The following is a 17722-nucleotide window of genomic DNA, read 5'->3' on the forward strand; positions in this document are numbered from 1 at the left end:
CCCGGACTCGGGCTCGACCATGGACACGGGCTCACACCCGAACCCGGTCCCGGGCCGGAACTCGGGCCGGGACTCAGGTTCGGACTCGGACTCAGGTTCAGGTTCGGGTTCGCACTCAGGCGACGAAGCCGGGGCCGCCGTCCGCGACCACCGGGCGCCCCGCGCCCTCCCAGGCCAGCATCCCGCCGTCGATGTTCACCGCGTCGTAGCCCTGCTGCACCAGGTACTGCGTGACCTGCGCCGACCGGCCGCCCACCCGGCACATCACATAGGCGCGGCCGCGCTCGGCGAGCACCTCGCCGAGCTCCGAGAACCGGGCCACGAAGTCGCTCATCGGCACGTGCACCGCGCCCTCGACCCGGCCGGCGGCCCATTCGTCGTTCTCCCGCACGTCCAGCACGAGGGCGTCGGCGGGAACGGACGCGGCGGGCACCGACGGCAGCGGGGCGAAACTCATGGCACAGACCTTCTCTCGTGTACGGGCGAAACCGCCCCGGCCCCGAAAACCTACTGCACCAGCCCGGCCAGCTCGGCCTCCCGCTCGGCGACCTGGGCCCGCAACTGCTCGGCGATCTGCTCCAGCAGCCGGTCGGGGTCCTCCGGCGCCAGCCGCAGCATCGCGCCGATCGCGCTCTCCTCCAGCTCCCGGGCCAGCGCCGACAGCATGTCCTTGCGCTGCGCCAGCCACTCCAGGCGCGCGTACAGCTCCTCGCTCCCGACCGGCCGCTCCTCGACCGGCGCGGGCCCCGCCTCCCACTCGGCGGCGAGCTCCCGCAGCAGCGCCTCGTCCCCGCGCCCGTAGGCGGCGTTCACCCGGGTGATGAACTCCTCCCGCCGCTTCCGCTCGCCCTCCTCCCGCGCCAGGTCCGGGTGGGCCCGGCGGGCCAGCTCGCGGTAGAGCCGCCGCGCCTCCTCGCTCGGCCGCACCCGCTGCGGCGGCCGCACCGGCCGCTCCGTCAGCATCGCGGCGGCCTCCGGGGAGAGCCCGTCCGAGTCGATCCAGTCGTCGAAGAGGGCCTCGACCCCCGGCAGCGGCAGCACCGCGGCCCGCGCCTCCTGCGCCAACCGCAGATCCTCGGGATCCCCGCTACGCTCCGCCCGCGCCTCCGCGATCGACGCGTCCAGCTCGTCGAGCCGCGCGTACATCGGGCCCAGCTTCTGATGGTGCAGCCGGGAGAAGTTCTCCACCTCGACCCGGAACGTCTCGACGGCGATCTCGAACTCGATCAGCGCCTGCTCCGCCACCCCCACGGCCCGCTCCAACCGAGCCTCGGGCCGCTCCGCCCCCGAACCCTGCCCGGCCTCCCGCACCGACTCCGGCTCCGAATCCGGTTCCGTCCCCGAAGCCTGCGCCGGCTCCGCGGCTTCCTGGGCCCGACCGTCCTGCTCCTGCCCCAGAACCCGGCCCTGGTCCCCGTCCGGGGCCTCGTCCTGGCTCTGGCCCGGGTGCTGGTCCTCGCTCACGTTCACGCCCGCCCACGTCCTCGTTCCGGCTCGACCCCACCAGCCTAGGTCCTCACCGGGGGCCCTCCCCCCCTCCCTCCCCTCCCCCTCCCCCCTCTTCTTCGATAAGCCTTCCGGCGCACGCCGACGCCCCCGGCCACGCGCCCGCCCCGAGCCGGCTTCAAACCCCGCCCGTGCTTCAGGACGGCACGTACCTCTGGGCGGCACGCCCCTCAGGTGGCTCGTGCCTCAGACGCCCCCACCCGTACCTCAGACGCCGCGTTCGGCGGCCAGGCGGCCGGTGCGGATCGCCGTGAGCAGGTCGGCGTGGTCCTCGGTGGTGCGGTCGGCGTAGGTGACGGCGAAGGAGGCGACGGCCGCGTCGAACTCCTCGTTCTTGCCGCAGTACCCGGCTATGAGGCGCGGGTCGGCGCTGTGGGCGTGGGCGCGGGCGAGGAGCGCGCCGGTCATGCGGCCGTAGTCGTCGACCTGGTCGGCGGTGAGCGCGGCGGGGTCGACGCTGCCCTTGCGGTTGCGGAACTGCCGTACCTGGAAGGGCCGGCCGTCGACCGTGGCCCAGCCGAGCAGGATGTCGCTGACGACCTGCATGCGCTTCTGTCCGAGGACGACGCGGCGGCCTTCGTGGCCGGGTTCGGGGGCGGCGAATCCGGCGGCGGGCAGGTGGGGCAGGAGGACGGACGGGCGGGCTTCCTTGACCTGGAGGACGAGCGGTTCGCCCCGGTGGTCGAGGAGGAGGACGACGTAGGAGCGGGTGCCGACGCTGCCGGTGCCGACGACCCGGAAGGCGACGTCGTGGACGGCGTACCGGGCGAGGAGCGGGCGGCGGTCCTCGGAGACGGTTTCCAGGTAGGCGCCGAGGGCGGTGGTGACGGCGGCGGCCTCGGCGTCGGGGACCCGGCGCAGGACGGGGGGCGCGTCGACGAAGCGGCGGCCTCCGGGGGTGTCCGGGACGGGTTCGGTGGAGCGGGCGGCGAAGCGGGCGCTGGTGTTGTTGCGGGCCTTGGCGGAGACGCGTTCCAGGGTGCCGAGGAGGTCGCGGGCGTCGGTGTGGGAGACGAGTTCCTCGTCGGGTATCGCGTTCCAGGCGTCGAGGGCGGGGAGGCGGGCGAGGAGGCGCATGGTGCGCCGGTAGGCGCCGACGGTGTCGTGGGCGGCGGCCCGGCAGGTGTCCTCGTCGGCGCCGACTTCGCGGCCCGCGAGGACGAGGGAGGTGGCGAGCCGCTTGAGGTCCCATTCCCAGGGGCCGACGACGGTCTCGTCGAAGTCGTTGAGGTCCATGACGAGCCGGCCCCGGGCGTCGCCGTAGAGGCCGAAGTTGGCGGCGTGGGCGTCGCCGCAGAGCTGGGCGGCGATGCCGGTGACGGGGGTGCCGACGAGGTCGTGGGCCATGAGGCCGGCGGTGCCGCGCAGGAAGGCGAAGGGTCCGGCGGCCATGCGGCCGACGCGGAGGGGGGTGAGTTCGGGGACGCGGTCGCGGCTGGACTCCTCGACGGCGCGGACGGCGTCGGGCCGTCCGGCGGGGAGGGTCAGGTCCGCGTGGGAGGCGCGAGGGACGGCGGTGCGCAGGCTCTTGCCGTGCTCCTTGGGGGAGGGTCCTGCGGTGCCGCGCTGTGCGAATCCGGGGACGTACGGGATGCGCTCCCCGTCCGTCGCTCCGCGCTGTTCCGGCATGACTGCCTGGATCTCGTCCATGGGACGACCTCCCCCGATGGCTGGTTCGATGTCTTTCGTGCCCGACGTTACAGCCGGTCATGATCAGCCGTCTCCCCCTGTGGACAACGGCCTGTGGACAACCCGGCGTCCGGTGCCGGCACCGGACCGTGACGGCACCGGAGCCCGCCGAACCCCGCCGGACCATGTCGAACCGTGCCGCGGTCAGACGGCGACGGTCTCCTCCATCTCCTCTTCCCTCTCCTTCTCCGTCTTCGGGTCCGCCCCGTCCGCCCTCCCCGCATCGGTCTTCCGCGGGCCGGAGGACAGCGGGCCCCGGGCCGGTACGGAGGTCGTGGCCCGCCGGGACTCGGTGCGGCCGGCGAGGGTGACGAGGAGGGCGCCCGCGAGGAACCAGAGCGTGAGGACGAGGACGTTCCCGCCGAGGGCGTGGCCGTCGAAGTAGACGTGGGAGCGGATGCCCTCGACGAGTCCGGCGCCGTTCCAGAAGGCGTGCAGGGAGCCGAAGAAGCCGGGCTGGAGTTCGGGCCGGTAGATGCCGCCGGAGCTGGTGAAGTTGAGCATGACGAAGAGGACCATCACGCCGAGCGTGGTCCAGCGGCGGAGGTAGGTGTGGAGGCCGACGCCGATGAGGAGGATGCCGGCGGCGTAGAGCCAGGAAAGGGCCCAGACGCCGGCGAGGCCGTGGTCGACGAGGTGGAAGACGGGGCCGGCGAAGAGGGTGCCGATGAGGCTGACGACGAGGGAGGTGCCGGCGGCGAGGAGGGCGCGCAGGCGCATGGGGAGGGCGGCTCCGGCGGCGCCGATGACGGCGACGGAGGCGTAGGCGCCGATGCTGACGGCGACGAGGAGGAAGAAGACGCCCTGGCCGGTGGGGTCTCCGGCGGCGGTGGGGGCGAGGTCGGTGACCTTGAGGGGCGCGTCCCGGTCTGCGGCGACCTGGGTGAAGACCTTCTCGACGGCCATGGCGCTGGTGTCGGAGGAGGCGGAGGCGACGAGGAGTTCGGGGTGGTCGCCGGGGATGTAGGCGCCGTAGCTGTCCTGCCGGGCGAGGGCGGTGGCGGCGGTGGCGCGGTCGGGGACGGTGCGGACGTCGAGGGCGCCGACGGCCTTGTCCTGGAGGGTCTGGGCGAGGACCTGGGTGGCGGGTCCGGAGCCGACGATGTCGACGCGGAGGTCGTGGGGCTGGGGGGCGTGGAAGGCGCCGAGGTAGGCGAGGCCCATGCCGAGGCACATGAGGAGGGGGGTGAGGAGGTGCCCGAGGACGTGCCGCAGGGCGCCGGCGGTGGTGTTCTGTCCTGTGGACACCATGACCTCCGAAGCTATTGGTTGGCTTTTACAACTAAAGAACCGTTGTACTATACAACCAAGATTCGGTACGCGGCCACTTCGGCGAGGGAGCCCCATGTCAGATGCCAGGCCGGACGCCACGACCGAGCCCCCGGCCACCCCTCCGCCCGGGGCCCGGACCACTCCGGCGGACGCCCCGGAAACCGCCCCGCCGGGCACTCCCCGCGAGGCGTCCGTGGACGTCATCCAGCGCGAGCTGACGGCCTTCGCGCGCCGGGCCAGGGCGGCGGCGGCCCGGGTCCACCCGGAGATCCCGCTCGTCTCGTACACGCTCCTCGCCCACATCGAGGAGCGGCGCGGCTGCCGGGCCACGGACCTCGCGGCGCACTACCTGCTGGACAAGTCGACGGTGAGCCGCCAGCTGGCGGGCCTGGAGAAGCTGGGCCTGGTGGAGCGCAGGCCCGCGCCGGAGGACCACCGCGTGCAGGTGCTGCACCCGACGGAGGCCGGTCTCGCGGTGCTCGCCACCGCCCAGGCCAACCGGCTCGCCGCCTACCAGGAGCGCCTCAGGGACTGGTCGGGCGAGGACCTGGCCCGCTTCGCGGACTACCTCCTCCGCTACAACGCGGCCGGTCCGGAAGACCTCCCCGCCTCCCCCTGACCCCTGCCTCGCCCCTACCCCACTCCCGCCATCCTCTCCTCTCCCTTCCCCTCCCCTTCCCTCCGCTACAGCCCGGCGTCGCGGGCGAGGAGGGCCGCCTGGACGCGGTTATCGCAGTTCAGCTTGGCGAGGATCCGGCTGACGTACGTCTTCACGGTGGCCTCGCTCATGTGCAGGCGGCGGCCCGCGTCGGCGTTGGAGAGTCCTTCGCCGAGGAGGGCGAGGACTTCGCGCTCCTTCTCGCTGAGGCCCGCGAGCCGGCCGCGCGCCTGTTCGGCGCGGGCGGTCTCGCGGCCGGAGGCGAGCTGTTCGACGACGTGCCGGGTGGCTCCCGGCGACAGGTACGCGTCGCCCGCGGCGGCGGCCCGGACGGCGCCGATCAGTTCGGCGGGGGCGGTGTCCTTCAGCAGGAAGCCGGCGCTGCCGTGTTCCAGGGCCCGCAGGACGTTCTCCCGCTCGCCGAACGTGGTGAGGACGAGGACCCGTGCCGCGGGGGCTGCCCTGCGCAGCTCGGGGAGGGCCGACAGGCCGTCGAGGACCGGCATCTGGATGTCGAGGAGCACGACGTCGGCGGCGTGGGCGCGGGCGGCGTCGACGGCTTCCCGGCCGTTGGTGGCCTCCGCGACCACCTCGATCTCCGGATCGGAGTTGAGGATCATCCGGATCCCCATTCTGATCAGCGGTTCGTCGTCGGCGACCACGACCCGGACGTTCCGTCCGGACCGCCCCTCCTGCCCAGGCAGCACTGCCTCTCCCCCACGGCTCCGGTGCGGGTCGGACGTGGGGGCTACTGCCTGACCACGTACGACTTCTTCTCGATCAGCTTGCCGTCCTTGAAGCAGAATCGGAAAACGGGGTCCGATTCGAAGTCCTCGCCCATCTCCGTGGAGAGCAGGATGAGGCATTCCGAGCCCTTGGGCTGCGGGGGCGTGCCCTTCTTGCCGGTGGCCACGTTCGCGAGGCTGTCGCCCTTGGGGAGTATGCCCCGGACCTCGTCCTCGGCGGTGCCGACGTCTATCGCCTCGTACTGCGAGGGTTCGATCATGGCGTCCTGGATCGATCCGACGAAGTGGTAGAGGCCGAAGCCGGCCGCGACGACGAGGGCGACGAGCGCGGCGAAGGCTATGCCGCAGCCGATCGCGACCGATCCTCCGGTGCTCCGGGTCCTACCCCCGCGCAGTGCCATCGCCAACTCCCGTTCCGTGAAGGTCCAGTCGGGCTCCCCGACCAGTGCGGAACGACTCTTCCGTCTGAAGGGGTTGACCGACTGCTGCCGGAAGTCGTCGGCCGCGTCGACCAAAGGCGCTGCTTCCTCCCCGGTCGGCGCGGAGCCGTAGGGGAGCATGCCGGCGACGCGGAAGCCGCCGCCGTCGGCGGGGCCCGCGTGGCACATGCCGCCCACGAGGCGGGCCCGTTCGACGAGTCCGGCCAGGCCCTGGCCGCCGCTGACGACGCCCTTCGAAGGACCGCCGGTGGGTTCCTCGTTGAGGATCTCGACGACGAAGGTGTCGGGCTCGTAGCGGAGTTCGACGCTGATGGCGGCGCCGGGAGCGTACTTGTAGGCGTTGGTGAGGGCTTCCTGGACCATCCTGTACGCGGCGTGTCCGGCGGCCGGTTCCAGCGGTCTTTCGTCGCCGATCCGGCGGAGTTCGACGCGGGTTCCGGCGGCGCGGGCGGAGGCGACGAGTCCTTCGATGCCGGCGATCCCGCGGGCGGCCCGGCCGCTCTCGTCGCCCGCGGCGACGGGCCCGGTGTCCGGTTCGTCGGCCTCGGTGCCGTCACGGAGTATGCCGACGACCTCGCGGAGCTCGTGCATGGCGGTCACGGAGGCGTTCCGGAGGATGGCGACGACTTCCCGCTGCCGGTCGTTGAGCTCGCGGTCGACCTCCAGGGCGCCGGTGTGCACGGAGATCAGGGCGAGTTGGTGGCCGAGGCTGTCGTGCATGTCCTGGGCGATCCGCTGCCGCTCGCGCAGCCGGGCGTTCCGCCCGATCATCCTCCGTTCCCGCACCAGCCGCTCGTTGCGTTCCTGGAGGGCGTGCAGGAGGGTGCGGCGCTGGGCCCAGTAGCGGTGGGCCAGGCCGGGGGCGAGGGTGGTGCCCAGGTAGTAGAGGGTCGCCATGAAGGCGAGGGTGAGCAGTCTCTGCTGGTCCCAGGTGGTGAGCAGGGTGACGCCGACGTTGAGCACGTAGGCGGTGACGTAGGCGTACAGGGCGCGGCCGACGCCGACGATGTGCCCGCCGGAGGACCAGCCGAGGAGGAGAAGCAGCGGTCCGAGGCCGGGGACGGCGGGGGCGAGCGCGGCGGTGACGACGAGCGCGGTGGCGGGGAGGCGGCGGCGCAGGAGCGAGAGGACGACGGTGCCCGCGGCGACGGCGACGAGCTGGCGGCCCTCGCCGCCGAGGAGTTCCTCGGTGCCCGCGGCGAGCAGGGCGACGACGAGGGCGAGGGAGGCTTCGCCGACCGTTCTGCGCCAGGACCACTGCGCCGCGGGCACGAGCCACCGCCAAGCGGCCACCGCCCTGTCCCCGGCCCCCTGTCCGGCCCCGGCCTCACGTCCGGTCCCGGGCGCGCGCCCGACCTCCGGTCCGGCGCCCTGTCCGATCCCGCGCCCGGTCCCCGTACTCCCCATAGCTTCCACGCCCGCACCCTAGGCGGGGCGCCCGTCCCGGGGCGTCCGCCTTTCGTCGCCGGTCACCACGACGAAAGAGAACCCCGGTCGAAGGGCGATCGCTCGGTCCGCCGGGAACCCGGCGAGGAGGACCACCAGAGGGAGGGGACCGGAGCGTGGGAAGCGTCACATGACGTCAACAACGCGGAAGCCCCGTAGGTCTGGGACCTACGGGGCTTCCGTCTGGTGCGCGAGGGGGGAGTTGAACCCCCACGCCCTTTCGGGCACTGGAACCTGAATCCAGCGCGTCTGCCTATTCCGCCACCCGCGCATTGGGTGGTCTCCCGGTCTCTCACCTTTTCGGTGGGAGCGCCTGGCGACATCTGAAGATTAGCACGTCGCGGGCGGTGGATTCACATCCGTTGTTTCGACTCCCCTCGCACCGAACAGGGGGAGGGACGGGGGCCTCTGAGGGTCCGGGCCGGGCGGGGGAGGCGGAGGGGCGCGAGGAAGGAAAGAGGGGAAGAGGACTCCTGGAGGGTTCCGGACCCGGGAGCCCCCGGGGGATCCCGCGGCGCCCCGTTCCCCGCACCCCCGTGACACCCGGAGAGCCACACCCGGTAACAGAAAGTGACGAGAAGGGGTGTCGGGCCCTCCCTCAGAGGGGGAGGAAAGAGGAGAAGGGGAAGAGAGGGGACGCAGCCGGAGGGAGAAGGAGAGAAGGGACACAGGGGGAGGGAGCGGAGAGAAGGGAGAGACGAGGTGAGACGGGGAGAAGCGGGAGCTTGCGACGCCGTCGGCGGCGTCCGGGTCGCGGCTCCGTGCTCGGACCCTGCTGTTCGAGGGGCGGCGTGCGGGACACTGTCCACAGGCCCCCTCTACGATCCCTGGGGGGAGGGCCTGTGAGAGGTGACACTCGTCCACAGGGCAGAGAAGGGGAACCAGCCGATTTCCCGACGCGTGGATACGATCAGTAAGCAGTACCAGGACGGCAGCGAAGGAGGAGGTGCCCCATGGGAGTCCTGAAGCGTTTCGAGCAGCGTCTCGAAGGTCTGGTCAACGGCACCTTCGCCAAGGTGTTCAAGTCCGAGGTCCAGCCGGTCGAGATCGCCGGCGCGCTCCAGCGCGAGTGCGACAACAACGCGCAGATCTGGAACCGCGAGCGGACCGTCGTCCCCAACGACTTCATCGTGGAGCTCAGCACGCCGGACTACGAGCGTCTGAGCCCCTACTCGGGCCAGTTGGGCGACGAGCTCGCCGGCCTGGTCCGGGACTACGCCAAGCAGCAGCGGTACACCTTCATGGGACCGATCAAGGTCCACCTGGAGAAGGCCGAGGACCTCGACACCGGTCTGTACCGGGTGCGCAGCCGCACGCTCGCGTCGAGCACGTCCCAGGCCGCCCCGCAGCACCCTCAGCATCCCCAGCAGCAGCCGGGGCAGGGCGGCGGTTACGGGTACCCGCAGGGGTCCCCGGCCGGTGCTCCGCCGATGCCGTCCGCCCCGCCGCCCGGCGCTCCCGGGCACCGGCCCGCGGCCGGCGGCGGCCGTCCGCCGGCTCCCGGTGGCGGCCAGGTCCGCCGCTGGATCGAGATCAACGGCAACCGCCACCAGATCTCCCGCCCGACTCTGGTCCTCGGCCGCAGCACCGACGCGGACGTGAGGATCGACGATCCCGGCGTCTCCCGCCGGCACTGCGAGATCCGGACCGGAACGCCCTCGACGATCCAGGATCTCGGATCCACCAACGGCATCGTGGTGGACGGGCAGCACACCACCCGCGCTACGCTCCGCGACGGCTCGCGGATCGTCGTGGGCAGCACCACCATCGTTTACCGGCAAGCCGAAGGGTGAAGCGGGGGCAATGTCAGAGCTGACCCTGACGGTCATGCGGTTGGGTTTCCTGGCCGTTCTGTGGCTGTTCGTCATCGTGGCCGTCCAGGTCATCCGCAGCGACCTGTTCGGTACGCGGGTGACCCAGCGCGGTTCACGGCGCCAGGAGACCCGTACCCAGCAGGGCGGGCGCCAGGCCGCGCCGCCGCAGCAGCGCGGCCAGCAGCCGCCCGCCGCCACCGGTGGCGGACGGCAGCGGCGCGGCGCGCCGACGAAGCTGGTCGTCTCCGAGGGCACCCTCACCGGCACGACCGTCGCCCTCCAGGGGCAGACGATCACGCTGGGGCGGGCGCACGACTCGACGATCGTGCTGGACGACGACTACGCCTCCAGCCGGCACGCGCGGATCTATCCGGACCGCGACGGCCAGTGGATCGTCGAGGACCTCGGGTCGACGAACGGCACGTACCTCGACCGGACCCGCCTCACCACGCCCACCCCGATTCCGCTGGGGGCGCCGATCCGCATCGGCAAGACCGTCATCGAGCTGCGGAAGTAGTACGACAATGAGCGAGCTGACCGGAGCGACCGGAGGGTGGGCAGTGTGGGTCGAGACCGGCTGTACCCCGATGCAGCGGCGACAGGGCAGGTGGGCATGACGCTGTCCCTGCGATTCGCCGCGGGCTCGCACAAGGGCATGATCCGCGAGGGGAACGAGGACTCCGGCTACGCCGGTCCGCGTCTCCTCGCGATCGCCGACGGCATGGGCGGCCAGGCCGCCGGAGAGGTCGCCTCCTCCGAGGTGATCTCCACCCTCGTCACGCTCGACGACGACATCCCCGGCTCCGACATCCTCACCTCGCTGGGCACGGCGGTGCAGCGCGCCAACGACCAGCTCCGGATGATGGTCGAGGAGGACCCGCAGCTGGAGGGCATGGGCACCACGCTCACCGCCCTGCTGTGGACCGGGCAGCGGCTCGGCCTCGTGCACGTCGGCGACTCGCGCGCGTACCTGCTGCGCGACGGCGTCCTCACCCAGATCACCCAGGACCACACCTGGGTCCAGCGGCTCGTCGACGAGGGCCGGATCACCGAGGAGGAGGCCACCACGCACCCGCAGCGCTCGCTGCTGATGCGTGCGCTCGGCAGCGGCGACCACGTGGAGCCCGACCTCTCGATCCGCGAGGTCCGGGTCGGCGACCGGTACCTGATCTGCTCCGACGGCCTGTCCGGGGTGGTGTCCCACCAGACCATGGAGGACACCCTCGCCAGCTACCAGGGCCCGCAGGAGACCGTGCAGGAGCTGATCCAGCTCGCGCTGCGCGGCGGCGGCCCCGACAACATCACGGTGATCATCGCCGACGTCCTCGACGTCGACGGCGGCGACACCCTCGCCGGCCACCTCAGCGACACCCCGGTGGTCGTCGGCGCGGTCGCCGAGAACCAGACCCAGCTGAACGACGGCGGCGCGATGCAGACGCCGGCCGGCCGCGCCTCCGGGCTCGGCCGCCCCGCCCCGCACCACCGGCCGCCGGCCGGCGGCTTCGGTCCGCCCGGCAGCGGCGACGACCACGGCTACGGCGGTCCGCCGCACGGCTCCTTCGACGCGTACGACGACGAGGACTTCGTGAAGCCGCGCAAGAAGCGGCGGTGGATCGGGCGCACCCTGATCCTCGTCCTCGCGCTCGGCCTCCTCGGCGGCGGTGCCTACGGCGGCTGGCGCTGGACCCAGACCCAGTACTACGTGGGCGCCAGCGGCGAGCACGTGGCGCTGTACCAGGGCATCAGCCAGAACCTCGCCTGGGTGAAGCTCTCGGAGGTCGAGACCGACCACCCCGAGATCGAACTCAAGTACCTCCCCGCCTACCAGCGGAAGCAGGTCGAGGACACCATCGCGGGCGGCAGCCTCGCCAAGGCCCGTACCAAGATCTCCGAACTGGCGGTGCAGGCGTCCGCCTGCAAGAAGACCGAGCAGCGCCGCGCGGCCCAGGAGAAGGCCGCCGACCAGGCGAGCAAGACTCCCGCCGAGGGCGAGAGCGCGGACGCCAAGCCCGATTCCAAGCCCGCCGCAGCCGCTCCGACCCCGGGTCCCACCTTCACCGCGGAGGAGCAGAAGCTGGCCTCGAACTGCGGCAAGCAGTAAGACCCGTAGGGGGCCTTTCACCACCATGAGCGTTGTCACCAACACGACCACCATCGGCGCGATCGAGGCGCCGAGCCGACGCAACACCGAACTGGCGCTGCTCGGCTTCGCCGTCGCCATCCCGGTGTTCGCGTACCTCAACGTGGGCCTGGCCATCGACGGCGAGGTCCCCTCGGGCATGCTCGGCTACGGACTCGGCCTGGGGCTCCTCGCAGCCGTCGCCCACCTCGTGGTGCGCAAGTGGGCCCCGTACTCGGACCCGCTGCTACTGCCGCTGGCGACCCTGCTCAACGGCCTGGGCCTGGTGCTGATCTGGCGCCTGGACCAGTCGCCGCGGCTGATCTCGCTGGCCAAGCGGCAGTACGGGGCGTTCAGCGCCTCCGCGCCGAACCAGATGATGTACTCGGCGATCGGCATCGCCATGTTCGTCGCCGTGCTGCTGCTGCTCAAGGACCACCGGGTCCTCCAGCGCTACACGTACATCTCGATGGTGGTGGCGCTCGTCCTCCTGCTGCTGCCGCTCGTCCCGGGCCTGGGCACGGACGTCTTCGGCGCCAAGATCTGGATCCGCATCGCCGGCTTCTCGATCCAGCCCGGTGAGTTCGCCAAGCTGGTCCTCGCCGTGTTCTTCTCCGGCTACCTGATGGTGAAGCGGGACGCGCTGGCGCTGGCCAGCCGCCGCTTCATGGGGCTCTACCTGCCCCGCGGCCGCGACCTCGGCCCGATCCTGACGATCTGGGCGGTCAGCCTCCTCATCCTGGTCTTCGAGAACGACCTCGGCACCTCGCTGCTGTTCTTCGGCATGTTCGTGATCATGCTGTACGTGGCGACGGAGCGGACCAGCTGGATCGTCATGGGTCTGCTGATGGCCGTGGCCGGCGCGGTGGTGGTCGGCTCGACCGCCAGTCACGTGCAGTCCCGCGTGGCGGCCTGGCTCGACCCCTTCGAGTGCCTGAAGACGGCCCCGCCCGGCACGAACATGGCGTACGCCTGCGACCAGATGACGCAGGTCCTGATGTCGTTCGGCTCGGGCGGCATCCTGGGCACCGGCCTGGGCCAGGGCAACTCCGACCTGATCCAGTTCGCCGCCAACTCCGACTTCATCTTCGCCACCGTCGGCGAGGAGCTCGGCCTGACCGGCGTCATGGTCTTCCTGCTGCTGTACGGGCTGATCATCGAGCGCGGCATCCGCACCTCGCTGGCCGCCCGCGATCCCTTCGGCAAGCTGCTCGCGATGGGCCTCTCCGGCGCCTTCGCCCTCCAGATCTTCGTCGTCGCCGGCGGTGTGATGGGCCTCATCCCGCTCACCGGCATGACGATGCCGTTCCTCGCGTACGGCGGTTCCTCCGTCATCGCCAACTGGGCCCTGATCGGCATCCTGATCCGGATCAGCGACACCGCGCGCCGACCGGCGCCCGCTCCCGCCCCGAACCCCGACGCCGAGATGACCCAGGTGGTCCGTCCGTGAACAAGCCGCTGCGCCGGGTCGCGATCTTCTGCGGCCTGCTCGTCCTCGCCCTGCTCCTGCGCGACAACTGGCTCCAGTTCGTCCGCGCGGACGAACTGAACGCCAACCCGAACAACCGGCGCATCCAGATCGAGCGCTACTCCAACGAGCGCGGCAACATCATCGTCGACGGCAAGCCGATCACCGGCTCCGTCGACTCGGGCGACAAGTTCTACAAGTTCAAGCGGACCTATGTGGACGGCCCCATGTGGGCCCCGGTCACCGGCTTCGCCTCGCAGGCGTACGACGCCAACCAGATCGAGAAGATCGAGGACGGCATCCTCACCGGCAACGACGACCGTCTCTTCTTCGACCGCACCATGGCCATGTTCACGGGCGAGAAGAAGAAGGGCGGCGACGTCGTCACCACCCTCAGCGGCGCCGCCCAGAAGGCCGCCTACGAGGGCCTCGCCAAGAACACCGGCGCCGTCGTCGCGATCGAGCCGTCGACCGGCAAGATCCTGGCGCTGGCCTCCACCCCTTCGTACGACCCCACCTCCTTCTCCGGCTACTCCGGTGACGACGAGAAGGCGTGGGTGTCGCTGGAGGAGAACAAGAACAAGCCGAAGCTGAACCGCGCCCTGCGCGAGATCTACCCCCCCGGCTCCGTGTTCAAGGTCGTGACCGCCGCCGCCGCTCTGGAGAGCGGCAAGATCACGGACATCGACGCTCCGACGGACACCCCCGAGGGCTGGAAGATCCCGCTCTCCAAGGTGCCGATGGTGAACCACGCGAGCGGCTGCGCCAACGCCAGCGTCAACGAGGCCCTGCGGGTCTCCTGCAACTCGGTCTTCGCCAAGCTCGGTGACGACGTCGGCGTCCAGAAGATGAACGAGATGGCGGAGAAGTTCGGCTTCAACGCCGAGCAGTTCGTGCCCGTCCGCTCCGCCGCCTCGGTCTACGACAAGAAGGCCGACCGTGGTGGCAACGCGCTCTCCTCGATCGGCCAGTTCAACACCGCGACCACCCCGCTCCAGATGGCGATGGTGGCGGCCGCGATCGCGAACGACGGCAAGCTGATGAAGCCGTACATGATCGACCAGCTGCGCGCGCCGAACCTGGACGTGATCAAGCAGAACGAGCCGGAGCAGATGAGCCAGCCGGTCTCGCCGGAGAACGCCCAGAAGCTCCAGGCCATGATGGAGAACGTCGTCTCCCGGGGCACCGGCGCCAAGGCCGACGTGAACATGAGCGGGGTGCGCGTCGGTGGCAAGACCGGTACCGCGCAGCACGGTGAGAAGAACGCCAAGCGCCCGTACGCGTGGTTCATCTCGTACGCCAAGACCGACAAGGGTTCCCCGGTCGCCGTCGCGGTGATCGTCGAGGACGCCGAGGGCGTCGGCCGTGAGGACATCACCGGTGGCGGTCTCGCCGGACCGATCGCGAAGTCGGTCATGAAGGCGGTTCTGAAGAGCCGCGGCTGATCTTGCGAAGGGCCGGTGGCCGCCAGGTACCGGTCAGGTATCAGCTGCCCCACGCGGGCGGTCCGGCTCTTCGGGGCCGGTAGCGTATGCGCGGACAGCACACACCGCCGGACCACCCAAGGGTGCGGTCGGGACAGACGGAGAGGGCTGGATTAGCTATGGAAGAGCCGCGTCGCCTCGGCGGCCGGTACGAGCTGGGCTCGGTGCTCGGCCGTGGTGGCATGGCCGAGGTGTACCTCGGTCAGGACACCCGGCTCGGCCGCACCGTCGCCGTGAAGACGCTGCGGGCCGACCTCGCCCGCGACCCGTCCTTCCAGGCCCGGTTCCGCCGTGAGGCACAGTCCGCCGCCTCCCTGAACCACCCGGCGATCGTCGCGGTCTACGACACCGGTGAGGACTACGTCGACGGGGTCTCCATCCCCTACATCGTGATGGAGTACGTCGACGGTTCGACCCTGCGCGAGCTGCTGCACTCCGGGCGCAAGCTGCTGCCCGAGCGCACCCTGGAGATGACGGTCGGCATTCTCCAGGCGCTGGAGTACTCGCACCGGGCCGGCATCGTCCACCGCGACATCAAGCCCGCCAACGTGATGCTGACCCGCACCGGCCAGGTCAAGGTCATGGACTTCGGCATCGCGCGCGCCATGGGCGACTCGGGCATGACGATGACGCAGACCTCGGCCGTCATCGGCACCGCCCAGTACCTCTCCCCGGAGCAGGCCAAGGGCGAGCAGGTCGACGCCCGCTCCGACCTGTACTCCACCGGCTGCCTCCTCTACGAGCTGCTGACGGTGCGGCCGCCGTTCATCGGGGACTCCCCCGTGGCGGTCGCGTACCAGCACGTGCGCGAGGAGCCGCAGCCGCCGAGCAACTTCGACGCCGAGATCACGCCCGAGATGGACGCCATCGTCCTCAAGGCGCTGGTCAAGGACCCCGACTACCGCTACCAGTCCGCCGACGAGATGCGCGCGGACATCGAGGCGTGCCTCGACGGGCAGCCGGTCGCGGCGGCCGCCGCGATGGGCATGGGCGGCGCACAGGCGTACGGCGGTTACGGCTATCCGCCGGAGGACCAGCCGACCACGGCGCTGCGCCCGGCCGATCCGGCCGGCCAGACGTCGATGATGCCCCCGGTGGCGGACGGCGGTGGCTACGGCGGGTACGACGGTTACGACGAGCGCCCGGACCGCCGCCGCGGCGGCCCCAAGAAGTCGAACACCTCGACGATACTGCTGGCCGTCGCCGGCGTGCTGGTGCTGATCGGCGCGATCTTCATCGGGAAGTACGTGCTGAACAGCAACGACACCCCGAAGAAGGTGGTCGTCCCGCAGCTGGTCGGCCAGACCAAGGAGCAGGCCGAGCGGTCCGCGCTGAACGCGCAGGTCAAGATCTCCGAGGCCGGCACCGAGCGCTGCGAGCAGCCGAAGGGCGCGATCTGCCGGCAGCAGCCGGTCGCGGACAACACGCTCCAGATGGACACCGACGGCACCATCCAGGTGTGGTTCTCCGAGGGCGCCCCGCTCATCGAGGTCCCGGACGTCCAGGAGCAGTCGGTCCAGCGGGCGAAGGAGACCCTGGAGGGCAAGGGCTTCAAGGTCAAGGTCGAGGAGGAGGAGTCCTCCGAGGAGGACCCGGGCACCGTCCTGCGGCAGAACCCGCAGAACGGCACCAAGGCCGAGAAGAACTCCACGGTGACGCTGACCGTCGCCAAGCAGCGGCAGACGCCGGTTCCGCCGGTCGTGGGCCGTCAGCTGGCCGACGCGGAGAACCAGTTGAAGCAGCTCGGCTTCACCGTGGTGACCGAGTACGTGGACTCCGAGAAGCCCAAGGACGAGGTCCTGGGGCAGACGCCGGAGCCCAACACGTCGGTGGCGGCGAACTCCGAGGTCAAGCTGCGCGTCTCCAAGGGTCCGCAGCAGCCCGCCCAGGTGCAGATGCCCGCGGGCCTGTCCGGCCGTCCGTTCAAGGACGTCAAGGCGCAGCTGGAGGCGATGAACCTCCAGGTCGTCCAGAAGGGTTCGGACAAGGAGGACGCCATGGTCCTCACCACGAACCCGCCGGAGGGCTCCATGGTGACCCCGGGCCAGGCCATCGAGGTCTACACGGCCGGCGGCGGCAACGACAACCGTCCCGGCGGCGGCAACAACGCCGGCGGCGGCAGCTGGTTCGACTGACCGTCCCGAAAGCGCGGAAAGGGGAGTGCCCCGGAGTCCTCGACAGGACTCCGGGGCACTCCCCTTTCCGGCGCCCGGGGCTCCCGGGGCTTCCTCGACCCAGCAGGCTCACCGGGCTCACCGGGCTTACCCCGGTCTCCTCAGCGGAGTTCGGCCGGCGGGGTGCGCTGTGCGTCGACCTTCTCCGCGCGGGCCAGTTCGCCCCAGACGATGTAGCGGTAGTCCGAGGTGTACATGGGGGTGCAGGTCGTCAGGGTGATGTAGCGGCCGGGCGTCTTCTTCCCGGACTCCTCGGGGATCTGCTGGAGGACGTTCACGTTGTACTTCGTCGTCTCCGGGAGCGTCTTGTAGACCTTGTAGACGTACCAGGTGTCCTTGGTCTCGAAGACGATCGGATCGCCGTTCTTCAACTTGTGGATGTTGTGGAACTTGGCGCCGTGGCCGTCGCGGTGGGCGGCGAGCGTGAAGTTGCCCTGCTTGTCCTGGGGGAGGGCCGACTTGACGGGGTCGGTGTAGTAGCCGGCGACGCCGTTGTTGAGGACGTCGGTGCCGGTGCCCTTCTTGACCAGGATCTCGTCGCCGCCGAAGGCGGGGACGTGGAGGAAGCCGAGGCCGCCCTTCGTGTCGAGGGCGCCGGGGCTCTGATCGGCCCACTGGTCGCGGACCTTGGCGCCTTCCTGGTCGGCGGCGCGGTCGGCGAGGACGTTCGTCCACCACAGCGAATAGACGACGAAGAGCCCGAGCACGAGGCCCGCTGTGATGAGGAGTTCGCCGAAGACGCTGATGAGTCCGGCGATCCGGTTGCGCGCGCGTGACACTGGGGCGGCCCTCGTCCCTTCTGGAGGTGTGGGCTCTCAGCCTACGAGCGCGGGTGGCTTTCCCTTGCTGCGTGGGCGTTCGTCGACGAGCTTTCCCCAGACGATCATGCGGTAGGTGCTGGTGAAT

14 protein-coding genes, 1 tRNA gene and 1 pseudogene are annotated in these 17722 nt (G+C 71.0%); 7 read left to right on the forward strand and 9 right to left on the reverse strand.

From position 1 onward, the window contains the following. Positions 1-115: 115 nt before the first annotated feature. The 4 genes from IE219_RS25810 to IE219_RS25825 form a co-directional block, all read right to left on the reverse strand. Complete coding sequence (locus IE219_RS25810) at positions 116-457, reverse strand: rhodanese-like domain-containing protein (RefSeq protein ID WP_189981689.1); 342 nt, start codon at positions 455-457, stop codon at positions 116-118. Between the two features lie 50 nt (positions 458-507). Next, on the reverse strand, positions 508-1311 hold the full coding sequence (locus IE219_RS25815) for a hypothetical protein (RefSeq protein WP_189981728.1): 804 nt from the start codon (positions 1309-1311) through the stop codon (positions 508-510). A 402-nt stretch (positions 1312-1713) separates the two neighbouring features. After that, positions 1714-3156: a DUF2252 domain-containing protein gene (locus tag IE219_RS25820; RefSeq protein ID WP_189981691.1), complete on the reverse strand. Its 1443-nt coding sequence runs from the start codon at positions 3154-3156 to the stop codon at positions 1714-1716. 183 nt (positions 3157-3339) lie between these two features. Beyond that, positions 3340-4446 carry an ABC-2 transporter permease gene (locus IE219_RS25825; protein WP_189981693.1) on the reverse strand — a complete coding sequence of 369 codons (1107 nt, stop codon included), beginning with the start codon at positions 4444-4446 and terminating at the stop codon, positions 3340-3342. 94 nt (positions 4447-4540) lie between these two features. Between IE219_RS25825 and IE219_RS25830 the strand changes: the two genes are divergently transcribed. Next, positions 4541-5086 carry a MarR family winged helix-turn-helix transcriptional regulator gene (locus IE219_RS25830; protein WP_189981695.1) on the forward strand — a complete coding sequence of 182 codons (546 nt, stop codon included), beginning with the start codon at positions 4541-4543 and terminating at the stop codon, positions 5084-5086. Positions 5087-5151: 65 nt separating this feature from the next. Here the strand turns inward: IE219_RS25830 and IE219_RS25835 are convergent, their stop codons facing one another. The 3 genes from IE219_RS25835 to IE219_RS25845 form a co-directional block, all read right to left on the reverse strand. Beyond that, on the reverse strand, positions 5152-5832 hold the full coding sequence (locus IE219_RS25835) for a response regulator (RefSeq protein ID WP_308434045.1): 681 nt from the start codon (positions 5830-5832) through the stop codon (positions 5152-5154). A 41-nt stretch (positions 5833-5873) separates the two neighbouring features. After that, positions 5874-7718, reverse strand: coding sequence for a sensor histidine kinase (locus IE219_RS25840; protein ID WP_189981732.1), 1845 nt, complete (start codon positions 7716-7718; stop codon positions 5874-5876). 223 nt (positions 7719-7941) lie between these two features. Further along, positions 7942-8028 (reverse strand) — tRNA-Leu (locus IE219_RS25845). Positions 8029-8710: 682 nt separating this feature from the next. Here IE219_RS25845 and IE219_RS25850 point away from each other — a divergent pair. The 6 genes from IE219_RS25850 (at position 8711) to pknB (ending at position 16777) form a co-directional block, all read left to right on the forward strand. After that, positions 8711-9550 carry an FHA domain-containing protein gene (locus IE219_RS25850; protein WP_189981697.1) on the forward strand — a complete coding sequence of 280 codons (840 nt, stop codon included), beginning with the start codon at positions 8711-8713 and terminating at the stop codon, positions 9548-9550. 10 nt (positions 9551-9560) lie between these two features. Beyond that, a complete protein-coding gene (locus IE219_RS25855; RefSeq protein WP_189981699.1) occupies positions 9561-10088 on the forward strand; it encodes an FHA domain-containing protein FhaB/FipA in 528 nt (175 codons plus the stop codon). A gap of 96 nt (positions 10089-10184) precedes the next feature. Beyond that, complete coding sequence (locus IE219_RS25860) at positions 10185-11672, forward strand: Stp1/IreP family PP2C-type Ser/Thr phosphatase (protein WP_189981701.1); 1488 nt, start codon at positions 10185-10187, stop codon at positions 11670-11672. Between the two features lie 25 nt (positions 11673-11697). Beyond that, positions 11698-13140 carry an FtsW/RodA/SpoVE family cell cycle protein gene (locus IE219_RS25865; protein ID WP_189981703.1) on the forward strand — a complete coding sequence of 481 codons (1443 nt, stop codon included), beginning with the start codon at positions 11698-11700 and terminating at the stop codon, positions 13138-13140. Next, on the forward strand, positions 13137-14603 hold the full coding sequence (locus IE219_RS25870) for a peptidoglycan D,D-transpeptidase FtsI family protein (RefSeq protein ID WP_189981706.1): 1467 nt from the start codon (positions 13137-13139) through the stop codon (positions 14601-14603). Before IE219_RS25865 ends, IE219_RS25870 begins: the two co-directional genes overlap by 4 nt. 158 nt (positions 14604-14761) lie before the next feature. After that, positions 14762-16777: a Stk1 family PASTA domain-containing Ser/Thr kinase gene (pknB, locus tag IE219_RS25875; RefSeq protein ID WP_189981708.1), complete on the forward strand. Its 2016-nt coding sequence runs from the start codon at positions 14762-14764 to the stop codon at positions 16775-16777. A 140-nt stretch (positions 16778-16917) separates the two neighbouring features. Here pknB and IE219_RS25880 read toward each other — a convergent pair whose 3' ends face one another. Together IE219_RS25880 and IE219_RS31980 are read right to left on the reverse strand one after the other, a co-directional pair. Continuing rightward, a complete protein-coding gene (locus IE219_RS25880; RefSeq protein ID WP_189981710.1) occupies positions 16918-17595 on the reverse strand; it encodes a class E sortase in 678 nt (225 codons plus the stop codon). A 36-nt stretch (positions 17596-17631) separates the two neighbouring features. After that, positions 17632-17722, reverse strand: a pseudogene (locus tag IE219_RS31980) (class E sortase); the annotation flags it as partial.

It is taken from the genome of Streptomyces termitum (assembly GCF_014650175.1).
Taxonomy (GTDB): Bacteria; Actinomycetota; Actinomycetes; order Streptomycetales; family Streptomycetaceae; genus Streptomyces; species Streptomyces termitum.

Coding starts and splice junctions, on each gene's coding strand:
- IE219_RS25820 (WP_189981691.1), bottom strand. CDS start 3,156: ATGGACGAGATCCAGGCAGTCATGCCGGAACAGCGCGGAGCGACGGAC.
- IE219_RS25850 (WP_189981697.1), top strand. CDS start 8,711: ATGGGAGTCCTGAAGCGTTTCGAGCAGCGTCTCGAAGGTCTGGTCAAC.
- IE219_RS25810 (WP_189981689.1), bottom strand. CDS start 457: ATGAGTTTCGCCCCGCTGCCGTCGGTGCCCGCCGCGTCCGTTCCCGCC.
- IE219_RS25840 (WP_189981732.1), bottom strand. CDS start 7,718: ATGGGGAGTACGGGGACCGGGCGCGGGATCGGACAGGGCGCCGGACCG.
- IE219_RS25830 (WP_189981695.1), top strand. CDS start 4,541: ATGTCAGATGCCAGGCCGGACGCCACGACCGAGCCCCCGGCCACCCCT.
- IE219_RS25855 (WP_189981699.1), top strand. CDS start 9,561: ATGTCAGAGCTGACCCTGACGGTCATGCGGTTGGGTTTCCTGGCCGTT.
- IE219_RS25865 (WP_189981703.1), top strand. CDS start 11,698: ATGAGCGTTGTCACCAACACGACCACCATCGGCGCGATCGAGGCGCCG.
- IE219_RS25860 (WP_189981701.1), top strand. CDS start 10,185: ATGACGCTGTCCCTGCGATTCGCCGCGGGCTCGCACAAGGGCATGATC.
- IE219_RS25825 (WP_189981693.1), bottom strand. CDS start 4,446: ATGGTGTCCACAGGACAGAACACCACCGCCGGCGCCCTGCGGCACGTC.
- pknB (WP_189981708.1), top strand. CDS start 14,762: ATGGAAGAGCCGCGTCGCCTCGGCGGCCGGTACGAGCTGGGCTCGGTG.